The following is a 19,633-nucleotide window of genomic DNA, read 5'->3' as shown; positions in this document are numbered from 1 at the left end:
CGAGGCACGCTCGCATGCTGAGCGGTCATTCGTCACGCGTCGGATGTCCTTCTTGGATCTGCCGATCTCGCACGAGGCTGGCGGCGAGACGAAACTCTTCGTGCATCCGTCACACTCGGAGCTGCGTCGACTACCTACTTCATGATGCCCGCGCGCGCCCATGGACTGGAAGGTCGACGGTGATCGATCCGGTCCCTGGCGATCGGCGGCCGGCGGTCTCGCCGCAGCTGGCGCTGCGCATCAGCGCCGTGGGGCTGGTCGCGTTCTTGCTCTTCTCGGTGCTGTTCTTTCGCCTGTGGTACCTGCAGGTCCTCGACGGCGACTCGTACCGTGTCCAGGCCAACAGCAACCGCAGCCGCGTCGAGACGCTCCCCGCCGCGCGCGGCTCGATCGTCGACCGTAACGGCGAACCGCTGGTGCAGAACACCGCAGCGGTTGTCGCACGCCTGCGCCCGGACTCGCTGCCGGCCAGCGAGAAAGAAGCCGCCGCCGACTACGGCGACAAGGTCATCGAGCGCGCGAAGCTCTCGAAGCGCCGGCAAGGCCCCGAGATCTCGATCCCGGCGGTGCCGCCTGACTTCGCGCCGCGCGTGCAGCGCCTCGCCCGCACGCTCGGGATGCGTGTGGCGACGATTCAGGAACGCATCATCCGCGGGCTATTTCTCGCGGGCTACGCCCCGGTCACGATCAAGGCCAACTTGCCAGAGGACGTCGCCGGGTTCATCCTCGAGCGGCCGAAGCAGTTCCCCGGGGTCGAGACACCGCAGGTGCTCCTGCGTGCATATCCGCAGCGGTCCCTGGCGGCGCAGATTTTCGGGACGACGAACCAGATTTCCCCCGAGCAGCTCAAGGAGCGCTACTACCGGGAGCGGAAGGTCAGGCCGGGCACCGTCATCGGACGCAGCGGCGTGGAGGCTGCTTTCGACGACTATCTGCGCGGCACCGATGGCCGTCAGACGCTCCGTGTCGATGCGCAGGGCAATCCGCGCGGCAACGGCAGGGTCATCGAGCCGACCCCGGGCCGTGGGGTGCAGCTCACGCTCGACCTGGACCTTCAGAAAGCGGCAGACGCCGCGTACCGGCGTGTCGCCGGCAACCTGGACGGCGCTTTCGTCGCGCTGGACCCGCGCAACGGCGCGATCCTCGCTACGGGCTCGTTTCCCACGTACGACCCGACGTTGCTGGCCAGGCCGATCAGCGACCGGCGCTATAAGGCGATCTTCGAGCCGAAGGACGGCAGCGCCGGTCCGCTGCTTGACCGGGTGTCGCAGTCGCTGTATCCGGCCGCCTCGACGTTCAAGATCGTCACCGCTCTCGCCGGCTTCGACGAGGGCCTCATCACCCCCTCAAGCACATACGCGGACACGGGCTGCATCGTGTTCGGCGGCGACAAACGCAGGGCGTGTAACTCCGGCGGTGGCAAGGGCAACGGCGAGATCAACGTCGCGACGGCGCTGAAGGTCTCCTCCGACACGTTCTTCTACGACCTCGGGCTGCGTCTCTTCGAGAAGAGAGGCGAGCCGCTACAGAAATGGGCGCGGCGCCTCGGGTTCGGCCGCATCACTGGAAACGACCTCGGCGGAGAGACCAAGGGCAACGTCCCTGACGCCGCATGGCGCAGGCGCGTAGGACAGATCGAGATCGACTGCCGCAAGAAAAACAAGATTCCCTTGTCGGCCCCAAGCGACGTCGCCGGCACCCGAAACTGCGGCCTGTATGACGTCGGGCCCTTCACCCTCGGCGAGGCGGTCAACCTCGCTGTCGGCCAGGGAGCGCTGCAGACCAACCCCCTGCAGCTCGCGGTCGCCTACGCCGCCCTGGCCAACGGCGGCCGCATCGTCCGGCCCCACCTCGGCTCCAAGGTCATCGACGATACCGGCGCCGTCCTGCAGCCGATCCCAGCCGAGAAGAGCCGCAAGATCAAGATCCCAGCCGCGTTTCGTAGCGCGATCATGGATGGCCTGCACCGCTCGGCCAGCGAGCCCGGCGGCACCTCCGCGGACGTGTTCAGCAACTCCACCCCGCCGTGGAACCAGAAGCGTTTTCCGATCTTCGGAAAGACCGGCACGGCCGAGAACGTCGCACAGGTCATCGACCAGTCCTGGTACGTGGCCTACTCCTACGATCGGTCTCCCGAGCGCAAACCGATCGTCGTCGTGGTCACCGCCGAGAAGGGCCGCTTCGGCGCCGACACCGCCGCGCCGATCGCCCGCCTGATTCTCTCCGCTTGGTTCGGTGTCAAGGCCGCGGTCGTTCGCGGCGCAAGCGAAACCAAATAGCGGCGTGGACCATCGCACCATCTGGCGGCGCAGGGCCGTCCTTGCCGTGATCCTGGTCGCCTGCGCCGTGCTGCTCACGCTGTCGTTCGCCGGCGCAGGCAGCTCAGGCTCGATCGGCCGCGGCTTCTCCTCGGTCGGCGACATCGCCAGCGGATCGCTGAAACCGGCTCGTGACCTGCGTGACTGGGTGTCGGCGACGTGGGATGCCAAAGGCAGTAACGACGATTTGGCTGCAGATCGAAACCGGCGCCGCCGCGAGAACATCGCGCTGCAGGCGGCGCTGCGAAAGACCAAGACCTCGGCCGCGATCGCAAGGACGATCGACTCGGCTGGCCTTGACAGCCTCGGACCGGTGCGGGCCCGCGTGATCCTCACCGGCGGCACCAGGCTCTACGACCAGGTCACGATCAACAAGGGCTCGGCGTCTGGCCTCCGGGTCGAACAGCCCGTCGTGACTGCCGGCGGCATCGTTGGAAAGGTCGACGCGGTCACCGCGGAGACCGCGAGGATCTCGCTGCTCACCAGCAAAGGCCTAGGGATCCAAGCTCGCGTTCGCGGCACCGACATCGTCGGTGCGGTCTCACGCATGGGCAACAATCCCCTCGACCTGCTGTTCCGCGCCACCGACCCGCGAGCAGACGTGCGCGTGGGCGCGGTGCTGATTACGCGGGGCACGGCCCCAGGCGCGCGCCTGCCGTCGATCTACCCGCCGAATGTCGCCTTCGGTCAGGTGAGCCGGCTTGAGCAGCCGGGAAGCGACACCCAGCGCATTCACGTTCGCCCCATCGTCGACGTCCGCACGCTTGAGCACGTCGTGGTTCTAACTCGCAGCCCGCGATGACGTTCCCCTCAGGCAGGCCCGAAACTCGCGCGCCGTTGCGTGAGTCCTGCCGGTCTTGCTCTGCGTAGCCGACGCCAGGCCGTTGAGCGATCGAGTAGCAAGCGCAGGTCAACACTCGACCGTTAGACATCGCGAGCATTCTGGGCTACCGGAAGCTGCTGTCGTCCCGGCGTCGGGCGGCAGCGGCGGTGTTCTTCATGGTTGCGACTGAAGTCGCGGAGGGCGGCAAGCCACTGCAGCTCAAGTCGTGGGTCGTTCTCCGCGGCTTCGTCGAGTTGCTTTCGCCAGATGGCTAGAGCAAAGACGCCGTCGCGGCTGAAGCGGTCGCTGTGCCAGTCATCGCGGGTCGCATCGTGAAGATCGGGATACCACTCGCGCAGTTGCTGGGCGATGTCCCAGATCTCCTGGAGCCATTCGCTGCCTCGGTCGCGCTGCAGCCACGCCGCTTGGGTGGCTGGCGCGGGCGGCGGGCTGGGCATCGGGTCCGCGGCGGCGGGAGGTGGCGAGGGCGGCCCACTCGCGACGGACTGCAGGTGTTCGGCGAGGATCACCACGGCGAGTGTGCCGGTCTTCAGGTGTCGCAGCGTCGCAAGCGCGGCGAGTGCCTCGTACTGCTCTTCTGAGACGCGGACTTGCAGCCGACGGCTCATCGCTCGACGCTCCGGTCCGGAGCAGCGGCGGGCCGTGGTCGAAGCGCGATGTCCGGCAACGCGTGGTGTAGGAGGTTCGCGCCGGCGATGAGATCGATCGGTGGCGGCCCGTCCCGATGGACGATGCTCGGTGTCTTGGCCTGGCTTTTGGTCATGCGGTCGGCGAGCCGCTGCAGGCGTTCGGTGTCGGTGCCGGCCTCGCCGAGTTGGTCTTTGGCGATGTGCCAGTCGATGCCCTGGCGGGCGCGGGAGGCCTGCACGTAGCTGGCTTCGCGGCTGGTCTGCCAGCCGCCGGTGACCGCGACTGCCCGGTCGACGGTGGCGCCTTGCTGGCGCACGAGGTGCTGCGCGTAGCCCAGGCGTAGGCCGTCCAGGTCGTCCTGTCCGGTGATCGTGACGGTTCGCTTAGACCCGACGAGGCTTACCTCGACCTCGTCGTGTTGCGGTCGGGTGGTGGTGATGATGCCGCGGGTGCCGTTCTCGATCCGGGCGTCGCCGGGGATCCGCTGGATCTGCCGCCAGACGACGAGGTCACCGGCGCGCAGTGCGTAGCTCGGCCCGTCGGTGCTTGTGAGCGTGACGGGCTGGCCGGTGAGCTCGCCGCGCTCGGCGCGCAGGTGCTGCACGCGGGCGTTGAGCCGGTCGATCTCGCTCGTCGGCCCGTCGCTCATCAGGGCAACGCGGGTAATGCCGTGCTGTTGCGAGAGCTCGTGGTAGCGGCTGGCGGCAGCGAGCAGCGCCTGGTCGCGGCTTTTCTCTAGGTGGAGCTGGTCGCGGGCGAGGTAGTGCGCGAGGGCGCGGGCTGGCGACCCGCTGCGAAGCGCGCGCCACGCACGGCGCTCGTCGGCGTCTTGGGTGCGCCGGACGGTCGCGAGCGTGGCTTTGGATGCGGCTTTAGTGAGCTGGTCGAACATGCCGCCGGGCCCGATTGCCGGGAGCTGCTTGCCGTCACCGACCGCGATCAGCTTCGCGCCGCAGTCGTGCGCGGCCCCGACAAGGGCGGCGAGGGTGGGGGTGTCGACCATCCCGGCCTCGTCCAGGACGACGGTGGTCTGCGCGTCGAGTTCCTGGCCGCTCTGGTCGTGGCGGGCGAGGAGCGAGGCGATGGTGGTGGTGTGGCCGGAGAGCGCGGGGGAGTCCTCGCCGAGGCGCTGCGCGGTTGCGCCTGCGAGCGCGACGCCGAGGACACGCCGGCCACTGAAGCGTTCAGCGCGGGCGACCGCGTCGATGACCACCCCCTTGCCGGTGCCGGCCTGGCCCTCCAAGGCCGCGATGCGCTCAGGGCCGGTCAGCGCCCGAAGCGCGCGCTCCTGCTCATGAGACATCGGTGCGCCGAGACGCTCGCTGACCTGGTCGCGGGCGGCCGTCAGGATGCGTTCGGCAGCGGGGCTGCGGTCGTCTGAGGGGCGACTCATGGCCTGGGTGTTTTCGGTGATGGAGAGCTCGAGCCGGCGCAGGGTGCGGGTGGTGAGTTTGCGGTTCTCAAGCGCGATCAGCCGGCCCGCCACGATGAGCTCGTGGACTCGGCGCAGGGCCGTGTCCGGGCTGAGGGTTCCGGCGGCCTGCTCCAGGGCGGTCGCGCGCAGCTCGCGGACGGCGAACGTCGCGCGCTCGCGGGTGAGGTCACGCTCGACGCGCTGGCCCCATTGCGGGTCGGTGTCGCTGAAGTCTCGCGGCCGGGCGCGGGGCCGCACGGGCTGCTGGCGATGCTCGCGAGCGGTCTGCTTCCAGGCGTCCGTCAGATCACGAGTGGTGTGCGGGGTCTTGCCCTGCCGGCTACTGACCTTGATCAGCTGCAGCTCTTGGTGGCTTGGCCGTCGTCCTTCCCGCGCCTCGAGCTGGTGGATGAGGCGCTGAATCTCCTTGCCGCGGCCGCTGAACGCTTCGCGGGCGGCCTCGTCCACACGGGCCAGCTCGAAGTAGCGGCCATGCCTCCCCGTCCCGGCCTCGATGTCGTAACCGGCGCGGGCCAGGCCTTCGGCGAGCGCGGCGCGGTAGTAGGCGCCGCCTTCGCGTGCGGCGCGGTACATCGCCCGGTCGCGAACTGCGGCGATCTTCCCGTCCTTGCGAGTGACGCTGGTGACGACGAGGTGGGAGTGCAGCTGCGGATCCGGGACACGACCGTGCAGGCCGCGGGCGGTCGAGTGCCGAAACTCGGCGGCGTGCAGGTCACGGGCGGTCGTCGGCGCATTGCGATCACCGGCGCGTTCGGTCGTGAGCGGGACGGTGGCCTGGATGAACGCAAAGGTCCGCTGTACCGCCTGCTGGTGAACGGCCTCGATCGCCGCGCGCTGCTCGGTCCCGGCGAGCGCCCAGGCGACGCTGACGGACTTCGGGGCAGACAGCACGACGTCGACTCCGGCGTTGCGGCTGCCGGTCGGGCCCGCCGCGCGGAGGAACTCCTCAGTGCCCGGGCGGCGTCCCTGCATGAGCGCGACGAGGTCCTCGCGGCGAACGGCAGCGGCCGTGTCAACGCCGAGCGCCTCGAGGGCGTCCGGTCGGGTCAGCCACCGGCCCGCAGCCTCGACAGGCTCACCGTCGCGGCCGAGGTAGTAGTCGCCGCGGTCCGGGGCGACGGTCTTTGAGTCCAGGTAGTCGGCGTAGTCGCCGACGCCGTCAGCAGCGATCGACCGCACCGTCATCATCGCCGGCCACCGGGTCGCGGGCGTGCCCATCGGGAGAGATTTCTCATGCCCGGCATGCGTCACGGGCGCCGCCGGGTGCGCACTGCGGTGGAGTCGTTTGCAGTACGCGGCACCTCGTGCATTTAGTCTGTTCTTGCTTTTGCTGTCGCCGTTAGCCGGTCAGCACGAAGGGCTGTAGGTCGGGCCTGTCCGTGTGTTGGCCTCGGGTTCTCGCTCGGGTGGCGGGCGGCTGCGGTCGTCCCGGAGGCCACGGTCCTTGCCGCCTCGGCGTCACTCAGAGCTCGGGCTGGGGCACTAGAGAGGAACTGACGGTCGGTGGGCCGGTGAACTGCAGACAGCGGCGAAGGCCACTAGACCGTGCCGTAGCGTGGAACTGACATGCAGGCGATCTGGAGGACGACACGGGGTGGTCAGGCGAAAGCTCCCCGCCGCCGCCCCGCCCGCGCGGGGGACGGCGCTCAGCGTCCGGTGTCCAGCCGGTACTGCAGGAGCGCCGAGCGGCGACCCTCTTTGACCGCGTCAATGACGTAGGTGGTCCCGGCGTCCCGCGCGACGACCGCGGGGGAGGAGCCGGCGACACGCGTCCGGGTGGCGGCTCCACCGTTCACGGGAATCCGCACGAGCTGGTCGCCACTGTCGCCGAGGCGCGTTGTGAAGAGCGCGCCCCGGTCGAGCATGACCTGCGTGATTTGGTCTGGTCCGCTGTAGCCGGCGTCCTCGACCTGGGCGATACGCACGCCGCCGTTTCGCACGTCGCTGAGCCACGCTTCGCTCGGGAAGCTGTCCTCGTCTCCGGGCGGCTCGGTCGACACCGCGGCCGCGACGAACGACCCGTCAACGTCGACCTGCAGAACACTGCCGCAGGTACCGCGACCGAGGGAACTATCGGGGCCGCCGGGCAGCGTCAGCAGGCGCAGCTCGTTGCAGCCGGCCGCGTCCGCCACATAGACCAGGGAGGTGCCGTCGATCGCGACCGGCGAGCGGGCACCGTCCGGCAGGCGCGCGATCGTGCGCGGGCGGCCACCTGTCAGCGCAACGGACTGCACCAGGCAGCGGCCAGGGCCATCGCAGCCCTGGGTCCAGACGACGACGGCCCGGCCGCGAGACCCGCGGCCGACGTCGAAGGCGCCGTCGCTCACGACGCTTGTCTCGAACCGAGGCACCAGTTCCCGTGTCCCTGCCCTCGGGGTCGCCCGAGCCAGCAGGCTCATGCCGCCGGCGCGCGGGGCGCTCCACACCACCGCTCCGGCGTCCGCAGCGACGAAGCCGACCGGCCCGAGGGCGTCATCGATTGTCCGCACAGCGGGCGCGAAGCCTCGCGCCGCGGGCGGGAGGTCGTCTGCGTACACCGGAGGGTCCGCTGCCTCGCCGCAGCCGGCCAGCGTAGCCCCGACGAGCACGACAACCATCGCCATCGACGAGCGCATGAGCCCAGTCTGTCAGCCACGCGCGCTACTGACGCCTGCAAACCTCCGAGGTCGCGCAGCGTCGCGGGTGCGGTACTGGGAGGCATGTGTGCTCTGCACGCAGCACCTCGCCGCGAGTGCGGACCGCGTGGCACGAGCTCAAGACGGCGACCGCGTCCCAGGCCCGACCGGCAGACCGCTGCGGGGTTCGAAAATGCGCTGAGCCTTAGCGGTTGGGGGCGCTGAGCTTGATGTCGGTGGCCCGCAGGACTGCCTCTGACCACAGGCACGGCCGTGCCCCGCGTTCGACGGTGGTGTGCTGCCACCAGTCCTCGCGCTGCGCCAGAAGCACGCGGGCGCCGGCGTCAACTCGGGCGCGACGCCGGCGGCTGCAGTCCGGGCAGCGCCAGCCGTTCGCCGTCGGGTCCCAGCCGTAACCGGCGGTACGCGGGTCAGGCCACGAGCGCAGGCACGCACAGCATGATCTTGCGGGGTTGCGGTCAACGACGCGTGTCACGGTGCGTGATGCTGCCAGCGCCAGCAGTCGGACTCGCCTTCGTCTCCAGCGGAGCGGGTGCCTCCCACATTCGCTGCGGCGACCAGGCGTCGCGCTCTGTCGCGGTTGTCGGGGTGTGGAACCAAACTTGTCGGCGCCCGCCATAGGCTGTGAAAGGCTGTGCCGATCTTGCTGAATCCGGGAGATCGCATCTACTCGTTCGTCCACGAGCAGTACGTCACGGTCGTAGAGCTCGTAGACAGGCGCCGCGTGCCGCGGTTCACCCGCGGCCTTCCGGCGGGCACGCGGGCGATCTTGAGCTACCGGGTGCGGCTTGAGGACGGGACGGTCAGCTTCGTTGACGATGAGCGCATCGAGGTCCCAGCTCACGTATCGCGCTCTAGCGTGCAGTAGCGGCAGCCGGGTGCCGGTCGCCGGTCAGCGCAGCTCGTGGTAGCGGGGCCATGCGACGTCGACGCGCAGGCCGCTGTCGGCTTCCAGGAGGGTGACGGTGTCGTTGATCAGGCGGCAGCGCTGCACGCCGTAGGCCTCGGGTCCGGCGGCGGGGATGCGCCAGAGCAGCCCGAGGATGATGTCTCCCGGGGAGTAGCTCAGGACCCGCGTGGCGACCGGTTCGAGGCCGGCCTCGATGAGGAGGTCCTCCGCCTGGCAGATCAGCGTGAGGGCGTCGTGCAGGCGGTGCAGGGCAGCGTGTTCGGCCGACGTCAGGACAGTGTGCTGTTGGGCGGCGGCTTCAGCACGGCGCAGCAGCTGCCGGGTAAGCCAGGGCGCCGGGCTCTCAAACGGCAGCCGTGCGCACAGCAGGTCGGGCAGTGGCGGCGGGACGGTCGGACGGCGGCGAGGCATGGTCGATCCATGTCTACGCCGCCGCGGTAGGCCCCGGGCGGGAGGGGACGGTCTTGGTGCTTGCCCGGCGCAGAATTGCCGCAGCCTGCGGCGGGCGCGTGGCTAAGGGTCGGCGGTCGCGGCTGCGCGGCTGGCCTGCTCGGCGGCGATGAGCTGGTCGTGGAGGGTGAGCGTGACTTGGGCGAGGTGACCGAGCGTGGCCAGGACAGCGGGCATGGGAACGCGCAGCTCGTGGCTGAGGTCCTGAACGCGGTAGTGCACGCCGGCGAGGAGGTCGCTGGCAGCGTGAAGTTCGCGCGTTGCCGCAGCCAGCTGGCGGTGGGGAAGGGCAGATGGCATGGTGCAGGTGGGTGGGTCGCCGGGCGCCGGGGCGCCCGGCGCCACGGTCAGAAGCGCACCTCGGCGGCGGTCTGCTCAGGGGCCGGGTCGGACACCGGGTTCTCCGTGCGGGTGCGCGGGGCGGTGAGGAACTTGACGCTGGCGAACGGGATCGCGACGTCGGTGCCGGAGCGTTGCTCAGTCCGCCACGGGACGATGCGCAACTCGCCGCAGACGGCGACAGCCCAGCCCTTGGTCAGCTGGCGGGCGCACGCTTCGCCGGCGGCGTTCCAGCACGAGACGTTGATGTAGCCGACGGTATCTTTGCCGCCGAGGCCGTCGACGGCGAGGCGCATCTCGCAGATCGCCTTGTCGCTCGGGCTCGTGCGGAGGTTGGGGTCGGCGGTCAGCCGGCCGATCAGCTGGACGTGGTTTGCGGGACTGGACATCAGACTCCTTTGGTGTTGCCGCCGGGAGTGGCGGTTTGCCCAGAAGGCGAACCCACACACCGTCCGCGCGCACCCAAGCGGTCACGTCGTCGCTGCGCGCAGGCGACGGCGCCGTGCGTGACAGACGCGGAGCTCGGAGGTCCGTGGTCCGGCCGCACGTCAGAACCGCTGCTTCGCGTCACCCTGGCAGCGGGGTCCCGGCAGGCTGCTCGCTTCGGCCGCTCGGGAGGACTGAGGCGCACCGTCGGGTGGGTCCGGGCGCGGCGGGCCGGGGAGCTTCCCTACACGCGAGCCTGCCGGGACGGCGCGGCGCCGGCGGGTTCGCTCTTGCGGCCGGCCGGCGCGATCCGTGCTTCGCGGAGGCTGCCGTCGGCGTCACGGCGACTACAGATCACGGTGACGTGCTGCCCGGGCGTGACGTGCTTGCGTGCAGTCGCCCAGCTCTGTCCGCCGGCGTCCAACGCGATGAGCGCACGCGGCCCGCGGTCGTGGTCGACGAGCTCGAGCACGACGCCGGGGTGTTCATGCCGTGCCTTGAGCTTGAGCCATGAGCGTGAGCGCCCGGCGCGGTAGGCCGAGCTCGCCCGCTTGGCGATGGTGCCCTCCAGCCCGAGGCTGACCGCGTGATCGTGCGCCGCCTGCGAGACCGGCAGCTCGGAGATCAGTGACACGATCCCGTCGGGTGTGGCGCGCTGCAGCAGATGCTTGCGCAGACGGGCACGGCGTTCCCGCCAGGGCAGCTGGCGGACGTCGGCTCCGTGGTGCTCAAGCAGATCGAACACGACCAGGTGCAGTCCGGCCGCATCTCCGTGGCGGCTGTCCAGACACCGGCACAGCCCAGCGAAGTCGGCGACGGGGCCCGCCGCTGCGGCGGTGAGCTTGACCAGCTCCCCGTCGACGACGGTGCCGCCGGCAGCGACGTCGGCCAGAGCGCTGCGCATGTCCGCGGGAAGCCAGGTGGTGATCGCGGTGCCGTGCCGTGAGTAGGCGGCCGCGCGACCGTGCCGTTCGGTCACCAGGCACCGCCACCCGTCCCACTTCGGCTCAAGGCACCAGCCGTCCTGCAGCGGAACCGCAGTGCCCGGCGAGCTGAGCATGGCGTGCGGACCGATCACCGGTCCCTCAGGCTAGTCGGGTCGCGGACCGGGGCCGTCGTCCTGCGCGGAAAACCGTTTACCGGGCGACAGGGAGCGACCCGACCTCCGCTCGCCACCCAAGCGGCAACGCGCCAAAAGTGTCGCCTAGGCGACAGTTAACCTCCGCGGCGTCGCTCCTACGACGGCAGGCGTGTTGCCTCGCTGGAGCGGGCATGAGCCAGTGTCTTCTGTGGTGTTGCCGGCTGTGGCGCGGAGCACATCTTTGGTGCTGGGTTGGCTTGCTATCTCGGAGCTCGGACTGCGCGCCGCACGACGGCCGCGTGCCCGTCGGGGCCGGCGGTCGTGGCGAGGATCGTGAACGTTCGCCCGTGCAGTCGCGTGGTGCGGGGCGGGGTCAGGACGAAGCTCCGTGCGCGCCCCGCTGCGAGGTCAAACCGGCGGGCGACGAGGTTTCGGCGTGCGCCGGGAGCAACGAGAGCGAGCACACCGGTGCAGCGTCGCGTGCCACGGGGGCAGCGGATCGCGGCAGTCGCGCGTCGGCGGCGTGCGTCGAGGGCGGCGGTCAGGCGCACAACCGGTGCGCCGGCAGCGACGGTCGGGAGGAGGACCGGGACCGGCGGCGGAATCGGGCAGTAGGCCTCAGAGCCGACCTCAGTGACGGTGGCGGGCGGGTCGGCCGGCGCGAGCGTGCCGGAGTAGGCCTGCACGCGTCCTTCGACTCGTGCGGCGAGCACGACGCCGGCGGCATCATCGACGGCGATCGCGGGCGCGGTGCTGTCGTGGCCTGACGCAAGTTCCTCGGGCGCCCACCACTGCCCGTCCGCATGGCGCACCGCGGTGAACAGACTCCCGGGTCCTGGGGTGCCGGACGAGGCCGGGGCACTCGCGCCAGGGCGCTGCTCGTACGCCACGACGGTGCGGCCGCCGGCGTCGACGGCGAGCGCGCGCCGGCGACCGCCGCAGCCCCCGACCGGGGCGGGCTGCGTCCAAGCGCCGCCGGCAGGCCGGTAGGCGAGCTGGGTGCGGGCGTAGCGCGTCGCTGTCCGCCCGCCGGTGAACGCCAGCGCCAGGTCGCCGCGGTCGTTGCCAGCGAGCTGCACGGAACCGCCGAACTCGCCGGTGGTTCCGACGGTGGTGGGCGCGCCGAAGCGGCCAGCGGTGCCGTCGAAGGCCTCGAGCGTGCTCGAGAGGCCTTCGCTTGCCACCAGCGTCTGGGTGCCGTCGCGGCGGCCGATGAGCAGCAGCGTCGTGACTGCCCCCGGGCCCTTCACCGCGACGAGCTGCGGCGGGCCGAACGTCCCGCCGGCGGGGCGGTGCCGGACGGCGACGGCCTGGTCGCCCGCGCCGTCATCCTGCGCCCACGCCACGGTGACCGCCCCGTCGCCGGCGACGGCCACGCGGGGCCCGGCGAGCTGGCCGAGGATGTCTGAGGACTGCAGCTCAACCGGGGCAGACCACGCGCCGCCGGCCGGGCGTACCGCGACGCGGATGACGCCGCCGCGCAGCAGCATGGTCGGCAGGGTGCGCCAAACGGCAGCGGCGGTGCCGTCGGCGCCGATCGCGAACGCCACGCTGATCGGGCCTGCCGGCCGGTCGAGGACGGTCGGCGCGGCGGGGTCGCCGGTCTGGATCTTCGCGGAGGTGCCGTCGAGGCCGATCCACAGGCTCTGCAGGACCCCGTCCGGCCCGTAGGCGCTGGCGTGGCTTCCGTCGCCGAGCTGCGCCGCACCAGTGCGCGCCTGCGGCATTCCGAACGCCGTCAGTCCGTCGGGGCGCTCGGCGCCCGCGACCAGTGCGATACGGCCGGCGGCCCGCGACCAGGACACCGCCGCCCGTCCGCCGGGCCCGGCCGCAACGGCGAGGTCTTCGTCCGCCGCGGTCGGGGCGAGCACCTGCGGCGCACCGAACAGTGCGGCGGGCGCGGGGGCAGGCAGCGCGAGCATCGTCCCGCTGATCGCGGCACAGGTGAGAAGCATCGAGCGGTGAGCCGGCACGTGTGTCGCAACGCGCACGAGGCGCGGAAGGTGCGCGCAACTCCCTGGCGGGGTCAGCGTTCTGATCGCCGATGCCCCGCCTGCTCCTTCGCCGCGCTGCCGGGCTCCTCGGCGCCCTGGCGCCCCTTGCCTGCATCGTTGCCGCTCCAGCGCTCGGTGCTGCGCCGCCGACGCTGCGGGCGAGCACACTGGGACCGGTGAGCGGCGCGGTTCTTGCCGACGGTGAGCGCTGGGCGGCGTGGCAGCCGGACGCGTCCACGACCCGGATCCTGGACGGCCGCACCGGGACGCTCACCGATGTCGCGGTCCCGGACGCGTGCCTGGCCCGGGCCGGGGCGCCGTTTGACGCGGGTGCTGGGCGCGGCCTGACCGCGATCGGCGGCGGGCAGCTGGCCTGGACGTGCGGGACGACCGGGACGGTCACGACCTACCCGACGCTGCTTGACCTTCGGACGATGACGGTGCGTCTGCCGGCGGGCCTACCCACGCTGCTTCCGTCGCCCGCCTCGTTCTACCTGCCGCCGTGCCCGGGCGCGTGGACGGGACTTGGAACGCGGTGGGTGCGCGCCTCGTGTCCTGGTGAAAAGTCTGAGTACCCGCTGGATCTGGATGCGCGTCGCGGGATCGTCGCGCAGACGGCGCCGATCCTCGGGCGGCGGACGGTGGACTCACTTGACACCATCTCCCGGACCCGGACGCTGTGTGCCCCGGTGCTGGCATCACGCCGACAGACGCAGTCCGGTGTCCGCGGCTTCACGCAGCGCAGCCCCCAGGAGGCATCGGGCTGGGTGATCGGGACGACGCCGCGGCGCGGGCCGCTGGTGGTGCAGCGCTGCGGCACCCGGCGTGTCCTGACGCTCTCGGCGTGCCGACCGTCGTGCTCGGTCGGGACGCTCACCGGCGGCTGGATCGCCTGGAGCACCTCCGGCCCCAGCGGCGTGACCCGGGCGCGGCAGGTAGGGACTCGCGCGCTTGGCCGCACGCTGGTGCTGCGGCCGACGGCGTCCGCCGCGCCGGTGGCCGCTGGCCGCGTCGTGCTCACCGATGCCGGGCCGTTCACGCGACGGGTCGTGCGGGTCTGGCGGCTCCCGGGCGCCCCGCGCCTGCCTGAGGTGCCGGCGAGCTAGCCACATCCGCTCGCCGCCGGTCCGCCTGGCCGCGAACGCTGAGATCGTCTCGGGTTCGGGTGCCGGCCCGGCGCCCCCAGCGCACCCTCGCGGACTGCGAAGGCGGCCAGTCTGGTGTCAGCGCATCGGGCCGCTGGAGATCGTGATGCTCTTGATCGGGTCGCCGCCGAGCCAGATGTGAAGTTCCTTGGTCGCCGGGCCGGTGCAGTGGGGCGCGCCCGCATCTGCGGGGCGGCAGACCAGTCGTGGGTCGCCCGCGGCTGCGGCGCGGAGCCTCTGGCCGACACGGAACCGGCCGATGCGGCTACCGCGGCTTGAGAGCTGAATCTGCGTGACCCGCTTTCGCCGCATCCCGAAGATCGCTCCCTCCAGGTAGATGGTGCTGGTCGGTGTCTGCGCCGCGGGGAATGTTCTGGGGCCGAAGTTGGCCGAGATCGCCTGGCCGGCGAGCGCCGCGTAGCGGCGGCCGCGCACCACCGTCGACGCTGGTGATCCGATCCGCACGCCGATGATCGCCTCGCCCGGCTGCGCGCGGACGGGCGGGACTTCGAAGGCTCGCTGGATTGGGGAGGCGCGGGCTGGACCGCCGACGAGTGGATCGCGGCCGCAGCCTGTCGTCGCCGTGCACAGCAGCAGCGCGGCCACTGCGTGATGCCGCTGTCGCCTCAACGGTGGCCCCGAGATCGTGATCGCCGGCCGTGCGTCCTGGTCCCGTGCCGCGGGCTCTGCTCGTCCGCACGACCGGCCCGGTCGACAGCGTGGCCGCGGGGGCGGACTGTGGCGTGCGGCATCACCGAGATCCTTGCGAGTCGTGCCCCCGCGACGCCGGCGCCCGTACCGGCACGAACGGGCGGGCGGCGACGCACCGTGGCGTTGAGAACGACGGCTTCGCTTGGCCCCAGCGCGACGGTCTGAAGTGGCCCCACTTCGCGCTGGTTGTTGTTGTCCTGCGGATGCTGCCAGATGGCTGGCGGGGTTCGCGGTTGGGGTCGTGCGGAGCCGGCGCCCGTAGGGCGTCGGCGGAGCGCGATCCCAACCGCGCGCGATCCTCGGGGGGCGGGGGGTCAGGTGCCGCGGCTGAGGCCGTGGCGGAAGCGCCAGGACTCGTTGCCGGTGTCGATGATGTGCGCTCGGTGGGTGAGCCGGTCAACGACCGCTTTCGCGAGCCGTGGGTCGGGGAAGACCTTGGTCCATTCGCCGAACGGGAGGTTCGTGGTGAGGATCAGCGAGCCGCGTTCGTGGCGCTCGGAGAGGACCTGGAAGACGAGCTCGGCGGCGCCGTCGGGCAAGGCCAGGTAGCCAAGCTCATCGAGGACCACGAGCTCGGTTCTGGCGTAGCGGCCAACGACCCGGGCGAGCTCGCGGCTGGTCTGCGCCTCCTGCAGCTCGTTCGCCAGCGCGGCGAGCGTGGTGAAGCGAACCCGTCGGCCTTGCTGGCAGGCGGCGATCGCCAGCGCGGTCGCGAGGTGGGTCTTGCCGGTGCCGCTGTCGCCGATGAGGATCACGCTCTCGCGGTCGGTGATCCACGAGCCCTCGGCGAGCGCGGCGATCGTCGTCTGCGGGATCTTCGGGTTGTCGCTGAAGCGGAAGTCCTCCAGGCGCTTCAGCGCGGGGAACCGGGCGTCGATCAGCCGCCGTCGCTCGCGGCGCTCAGCTCGTTCGGCCGTTTCGGCCTCGAGCAGCGCGGCGAGGTAGGCGACCGGGGTCTGCTGCTCGCGGGTGGCCTCGTCGGCCAGGGCTTTGTAGCGGCGGCGAACGGTCGGGAGCTTCAGCTCGGTGGCGTGGGCTTCGATCAGCGCCTCGAGCGCCGCGGTCCTGGCGTTCTTGGCGGAGCTCATGCCTGGCCGCCGATCAGCTCGTCGTAGCCGGAAAGGTCGGGCTCGGGGCGGTCGCAGGCCGCCAGCCGCGGGGCCAGGTCGGTCAGCGGCGCCGGCGGCGCGGCCGGCCCGCTGGCGCGCCGAGCGAGAACGGCGACGGCGCGGCCGTCGACCGCGCCAGCGGCGAGGGTGCCGCGAACGGCGAGCTCAACGCGGGCAGGGCCGAGCTCGCGGCAGAGCAGCAGAACGTCGACCATCTGCGCCGCCGCGGTCGAGGCGTCATACCGCTCGGCGAGCGCGGCCCAGAGCTCGTCAAAGCAGGCCGGCCAGCGGCCCGCGGCGCGCTCTTGGGCCAGCGGGAGGGAGCGCTCGAGGCCGCCGGGCTTGCGCCTGAGCAGCTCGAGGTAGTGGTCCAGGTGGGCGCTGGTCTTGAAGCGGCCGTGCAGCCGCTCATGCCGCGCGACCTGGCGGCCGCCGTGGTCGATGCGGATCTCGCTCGCCCCAACCGCAGCGGAGACGCGCAGTCCGGCGAGCGCGACCGGCACCGAGTAGCGGTTCTGGCGAACGGTCACCAGCGCCTTGCTGTCCACCCGAACCGACGCGATCTCGGTGCTGTCGAACCCACCGGCCGTCGGCAGCGCGCGCAGCAGCGGCCGCTCGATCTGCAGCTGCTCGGCGACCGTGCCGGGCCGTCCTGCGATGCGGCGGTGCAGGTCAAGGTCGCTGGCGTCGCGGAGCATCACGTTCAGATCCGCGATCGATGCGGCCGCCGGGACCGGCACGAAGTGGCGGCGGCGGAAACGACCGACCTCACCTTCAACGCCGCCCTTCTCGTGCGCGCCCGCGATCCCGCGCGTGGTGAACAGCGACTCGTAGAGGTAGTGCGAGCGCATCGCCACGAACCGGTCGGTCTCGATCCGGCGGCGACCCTTCAGCACCTTCTTCACCGCCGAGCCGAGGTTGTCGTAGCGGACCTCCTCGAACACGCCGCCGAACCAGTCAAACGCCAAGGCGTGACCTTCCAGGAACGCCTGCTGCGTCTCGACCGGCGAGGCCATCGCAAACGCCGCCCCCGAGAAACACGCGCGCATGAAGAACAGATGCACCCGCGTCTGCTCGCCCGCGAGGCGAACGTCGGCCTCGCCCCAATCGACCTCCGCCGTCGCGCCCGGGGCATGGACCTGCGGCACGAACACATCGGTGCCGGCGTGGCCGAGCGCGCGGCGGCGCTTACGCACGTGATCACGCACCGTCGTCTCCGCAACCTCCAGGCCGTGCTCATCGACGAGCCGCTGCCAAATCCGCCTAGACGTGTGCCGCTGCTTGCGCGGCGCCGTCAAGTCCGCGATCAGCCACTCATCGATCAACTCCCGGTACACGCCGAGCTTCGGCGCCGGCCTCGTCACGGGCGCGCGCTTGGGCGGCGGCACCGGCGACTCAAGCGCCTGCCGCACCGCCCGCCGGTGCACCCCGTGCCGCTCAGCGAGCGCCCTGATCGACAGCCCTTCCCGGTCGCGATCACGCCGGATCTGCTCGAACTGTTCCACTCTGGATCCCACTTCCTGCCGACCTCCACCACGCGCTCGAAATGAGCGCGAAGCGTCAGCTCAGCATCGGACGAGGTGGGGCCACTTCAAGCCGTCGCAGTGGGGCCAGTTCAGACCGTCGTTCCCAGGCGTCCAATGGCCCGCAGACGTGCACGGTGGTGCAGGCGCGTGATGCCCCTCGTGCAAGACGGGGCGGGGCATGCGCTGAGGGACATGGTGAGGAGAGAAGGTGGGAGCGGCCGCAGCGCTCGCCGGCCGGGTTGAGCCCGTGCGGTGGCGGTGCGCGACCCCGGGTTCCACGCCCAGGGATTCGAGACGCGGGCGCCGACGCCTGTGCGCACGACGCCTAGCCAGACGACGGACGATCGCGGTCTGGTGCTCCCGCGCCGTGCTGGTCGAGGTACGCGTCGAGCGCTGCCGTGGTCTTGAACGTCATCGCTGCGCGGTAGCCGTTGCCGGCGCGGCGCACCGTGACCGGGCAGCCGATCTGGCGGCTCAGCGCGGCGACGGCGGCCGCTGCGCGCGGATCGCCAGAAGGCACAGGCGGACGCCTCTCGGGTGGGACGGCGGCCCGCCGCAGCTGATCGACGCTCCAGTGTTCGGCGGCGGCGCGGTCGGCGAGCTGGTCGCGCCGCTGGAGGTCTGGGACGGTGAGCAGGATCCGGGCATGGCGCCTGCTCAGGCGGCGCTCGCGGAGGTGCTGCTGGATCGGCGAGGAGAGCTCGAGCAGCCGCAGCGTGTTGCTCGTCTCGGTGCGGCTGAGGCCGAGGCGGCGGGCGAGCTCGGAGATCGAGATCGCGTGCTCAGAGGTGATGCGGGCGTAGGCGGTCGCTTCGTCGATGGGGTCAAGGTCCTCGCGCTGCAGGTTCTCGGCGAGGGCGGCGAGCGCTGTGTCGGTGGCGCCGCGGACGATGACCTGCAGCTGCGTGAGGCCGGCGAGCTGTGCGGCGCGCCAGCGGCGCTCGCCGGCGATCAGCTGGTAGGTGCCGTCCTGCGGGCCGGTCACCAGCGGCGGCTGCAAGACGCCGAGCTCGGTGATCGAGGCGGCGAGGGCGGCGAGGGCGTCGGCGTCGAAGCTCTGGCGGGCCTGCTGCAGGTCGGGGAGGATCCGGTCGATCGGGACCGTGCGTAGCTGGCCGCCGGCGGCGAGCTGCTTGTAGACGCCGTCGACGGGGACGGGGGCGCACCCAGGCTGCGCGCCAAGCGCGGGTCGGGTGCCGGTGAGCTTGCGCTTGGTCATTGGTCGCCCAGGCGCAGGATGCGGTCGATGACCGCGGCGGCGAGCTCGCGGTAGTCGGATGCGACGGGGCTCTTCGGGGTGGAGATGACGGCGGGACCGCCGCGGGTGGGGTCGCGCAGCACGCTTGAGGCGCGGCGGACGTGGGGCTGCAAGACGTGGATGCCGGCGTCGGTGAGCTCGAGGTGGTGCTCGCGCAGGGCACGGCTGCGCAGCGGCGTGTTGACGAAGGCGACGCCGAGCGCCGGCAGCTCGTAGCCGGCGTCGGTGTCGGCCTGGGCGAGCGCGCGGTGGACGGCGGAGCGCTCGAAGTCGCCGGGCTGGATCGGCAGCAGGATGCTGTCGGCGGCCCGGAAGGCGGCGGTGACGAACGGGCCGCGGGCGCCGGGCACGTCGATGAGGCAGAGATCGGTGTGGTCTTCGAAGGTGTCGAGGATGCGGCGCAGGTCGGTGTAGTCGTTCTCGCCGAGCGCCACGATGGCCTGCTCGAGTTGCTGATCGCAGGCCAGGACCCGCAGGGTGCCGCTGCCGGCGGGCAGGGGGACCGGGACGGCGGCCGTCGGCGGGAAGATGCCGGGGTCAGTGATCAGGTGCTGCAGCCGGATGACGAGCGGGTCGGATTCGGGGATCCCGAAGAGGTGGGAGAGGTCGCCGTCGGGGTCGGCGTCGACGACCACCACGTCGTAGCCGGTGAGGGCGAGTGCGGCGGCGAGGTTGCCGGTGGTGGTGGTCTTGCCGCTGCCGCCCTTGGAGGCCCACACGATCGTGCAGTGCATGGATGTCGATCCTTTCGCTGATTGACGTCTTTAGCTCCTAGACGCCGCAGCTCGGGGCGTCTGCGCAGGCCGGCTTCACGCGGTGTC

General features: G+C 71.5%; 17 protein-coding genes. 4 read left to right on the top strand and 13 right to left on the bottom strand.

All coding sequences use genetic code 11. From position 1 onward, the window contains the following. Positions 1-179 precede the first annotated feature (179 nt). Positions 180-2,279 carry a penicillin-binding transpeptidase domain-containing protein gene (locus DSM112329_RS14890; protein ID WP_354697337.1) on the top strand — a complete coding sequence of 700 codons (2,100 nt, stop codon included), beginning with the start codon at positions 180-182 and terminating at the stop codon, positions 2,277-2,279. Between the two features lie 4 nt (positions 2,280-2,283). After that, complete coding sequence (mreC, locus tag DSM112329_RS14885; RefSeq protein ID WP_354697336.1) at positions 2,284-3,120, top strand: rod shape-determining protein MreC; 837 nt, start codon at positions 2,284-2,286, stop codon at positions 3,118-3,120. A 122-nt stretch (positions 3,121-3,242) separates the two neighbouring features. Here mreC and DSM112329_RS14880 read toward each other — a convergent pair whose 3' ends face one another. The 3 genes from DSM112329_RS14880 to DSM112329_RS14870 all read right to left on the bottom strand — a co-directional run bounded on the left by DSM112329_RS14880 (position 3,243) and on the right by DSM112329_RS14870 (position 7,554). After that, a complete protein-coding gene (locus DSM112329_RS14880) occupies positions 3,243-3,770 on the bottom strand; it encodes a hypothetical protein (RefSeq protein WP_354697335.1) in 528 nt (175 codons plus the stop codon). Then, positions 3,767-6,445, bottom strand: a complete 2,679-nt coding sequence (gene mobF, locus DSM112329_RS14875) for a MobF family relaxase (protein WP_354697334.1) — start codon at positions 6,443-6,445, stop codon at positions 3,767-3,769. The genes DSM112329_RS14880 and mobF overlap by 4 nt, the downstream gene beginning before the upstream one ends. A gap of 428 nt (positions 6,446-6,873) precedes the next feature. After that, positions 6,874-7,554: a hypothetical protein gene (locus DSM112329_RS14870; RefSeq protein ID WP_354697333.1), complete on the bottom strand. Its 681-nt coding sequence runs from the start codon at positions 7,552-7,554 to the stop codon at positions 6,874-6,876. Between the two features lie 943 nt (positions 7,555-8,497). On the opposite strand from DSM112329_RS14870, the gene DSM112329_RS14865 reads away from it, so the two are divergent. Next, positions 8,498-8,731 (top strand): hypothetical protein, encoded by a 234-nt coding sequence (locus tag DSM112329_RS14865; RefSeq protein ID WP_354697332.1) that lies wholly within the window; start codon positions 8,498-8,500, stop codon positions 8,729-8,731. Positions 8,732-8,755: 24 nt separating this feature from the next. Here DSM112329_RS14865 and DSM112329_RS14860 read toward each other — a convergent pair whose 3' ends face one another. The 5 genes from DSM112329_RS14860 to DSM112329_RS14840 form a co-directional block, all read right to left on the bottom strand. Further along, on the bottom strand, positions 8,756-9,184 hold the full coding sequence (locus tag DSM112329_RS14860; protein ID WP_354697331.1) for a hypothetical protein: 429 nt from the start codon (positions 9,182-9,184) through the stop codon (positions 8,756-8,758). Between the two features lie 102 nt (positions 9,185-9,286). Further along, on the bottom strand, positions 9,287-9,523 hold the full coding sequence (locus DSM112329_RS14855) for a hypothetical protein (RefSeq protein WP_354697330.1): 237 nt from the start codon (positions 9,521-9,523) through the stop codon (positions 9,287-9,289). Between the two features lie 47 nt (positions 9,524-9,570). Beyond that, the gene (locus DSM112329_RS14850; RefSeq protein WP_354697329.1) at positions 9,571-9,951 is read right to left on the bottom strand and encodes a single-stranded DNA-binding protein; all 381 of its coding nucleotides are present in this window, start codon (positions 9,949-9,951) and stop codon (positions 9,571-9,573) included. Positions 9,952-10,232: 281 nt separating this feature from the next. Next, positions 10,233-11,066, bottom strand: a complete 834-nt coding sequence (locus DSM112329_RS14845) for a hypothetical protein (protein WP_354697328.1) — start codon at positions 11,064-11,066, stop codon at positions 10,233-10,235. A gap of 263 nt (positions 11,067-11,329) precedes the next feature. Beyond that, positions 11,330-13,024, bottom strand: a complete 1,695-nt coding sequence (locus DSM112329_RS14840) for a hypothetical protein (protein WP_354697327.1) — start codon at positions 13,022-13,024, stop codon at positions 11,330-11,332. A gap of 89 nt (positions 13,025-13,113) precedes the next feature. On the opposite strand from DSM112329_RS14840, the gene DSM112329_RS14835 reads away from it, so the two are divergent. After that, positions 13,114-14,169 carry a hypothetical protein gene (locus tag DSM112329_RS14835; protein WP_354697326.1) on the top strand — a complete coding sequence of 352 codons (1,056 nt, stop codon included), beginning with the start codon at positions 13,114-13,116 and terminating at the stop codon, positions 14,167-14,169. 117 nt (positions 14,170-14,286) lie between these two features. On the opposite strand, the gene DSM112329_RS14830 is transcribed toward DSM112329_RS14835, so the two are convergent. The 5 genes from DSM112329_RS14830 to DSM112329_RS14810 all read right to left on the bottom strand — a co-directional run bounded on the left by DSM112329_RS14830 (position 14,287) and on the right by DSM112329_RS14810 (position 19,546). Next, positions 14,287-14,814, bottom strand: a complete 528-nt coding sequence (locus tag DSM112329_RS14830) for a hypothetical protein (protein ID WP_354697325.1) — start codon at positions 14,812-14,814, stop codon at positions 14,287-14,289. Positions 14,815-15,233: 419 nt separating this feature from the next. Further along, a complete protein-coding gene (istB, locus tag DSM112329_RS14825) occupies positions 15,234-16,007 on the bottom strand; it encodes an IS21-like element helper ATPase IstB (RefSeq protein WP_354697324.1) in 774 nt (257 codons plus the stop codon). Beyond that, positions 16,004-17,455: an IS21 family transposase gene (gene istA / locus DSM112329_RS14820; RefSeq protein WP_354702484.1), complete on the bottom strand. Its 1,452-nt coding sequence runs from the start codon at positions 17,453-17,455 to the stop codon at positions 16,004-16,006. Before istA ends, istB begins: the two co-directional genes overlap by 4 nt. 424 nt (positions 17,456-17,879) lie before the next feature. Further along, complete coding sequence (locus tag DSM112329_RS14815) at positions 17,880-18,773, bottom strand: ParB/RepB/Spo0J family partition protein (protein ID WP_354697323.1); 894 nt, start codon at positions 18,771-18,773, stop codon at positions 17,880-17,882. Beyond that, the gene (locus tag DSM112329_RS14810; protein WP_354697322.1) at positions 18,770-19,546 is read right to left on the bottom strand and encodes a ParA family protein; all 777 of its coding nucleotides are present in this window, start codon (positions 19,544-19,546) and stop codon (positions 18,770-18,772) included. The genes DSM112329_RS14815 and DSM112329_RS14810 overlap by 4 nt, the downstream gene beginning before the upstream one ends. Positions 19,547-19,633 lie beyond the last annotated feature (87 nt).

Source organism: Paraconexibacter sp. AEG42_29, assembly GCF_040581415.1.
Lineage (GTDB): Bacteria > Actinomycetota > Thermoleophilia > Solirubrobacterales > Solirubrobacteraceae > Paraconexibacter.
Note: the sequence above shows the minus strand (reverse complement) of the source record. Positions and strands in the feature narration are given on the sequence as shown.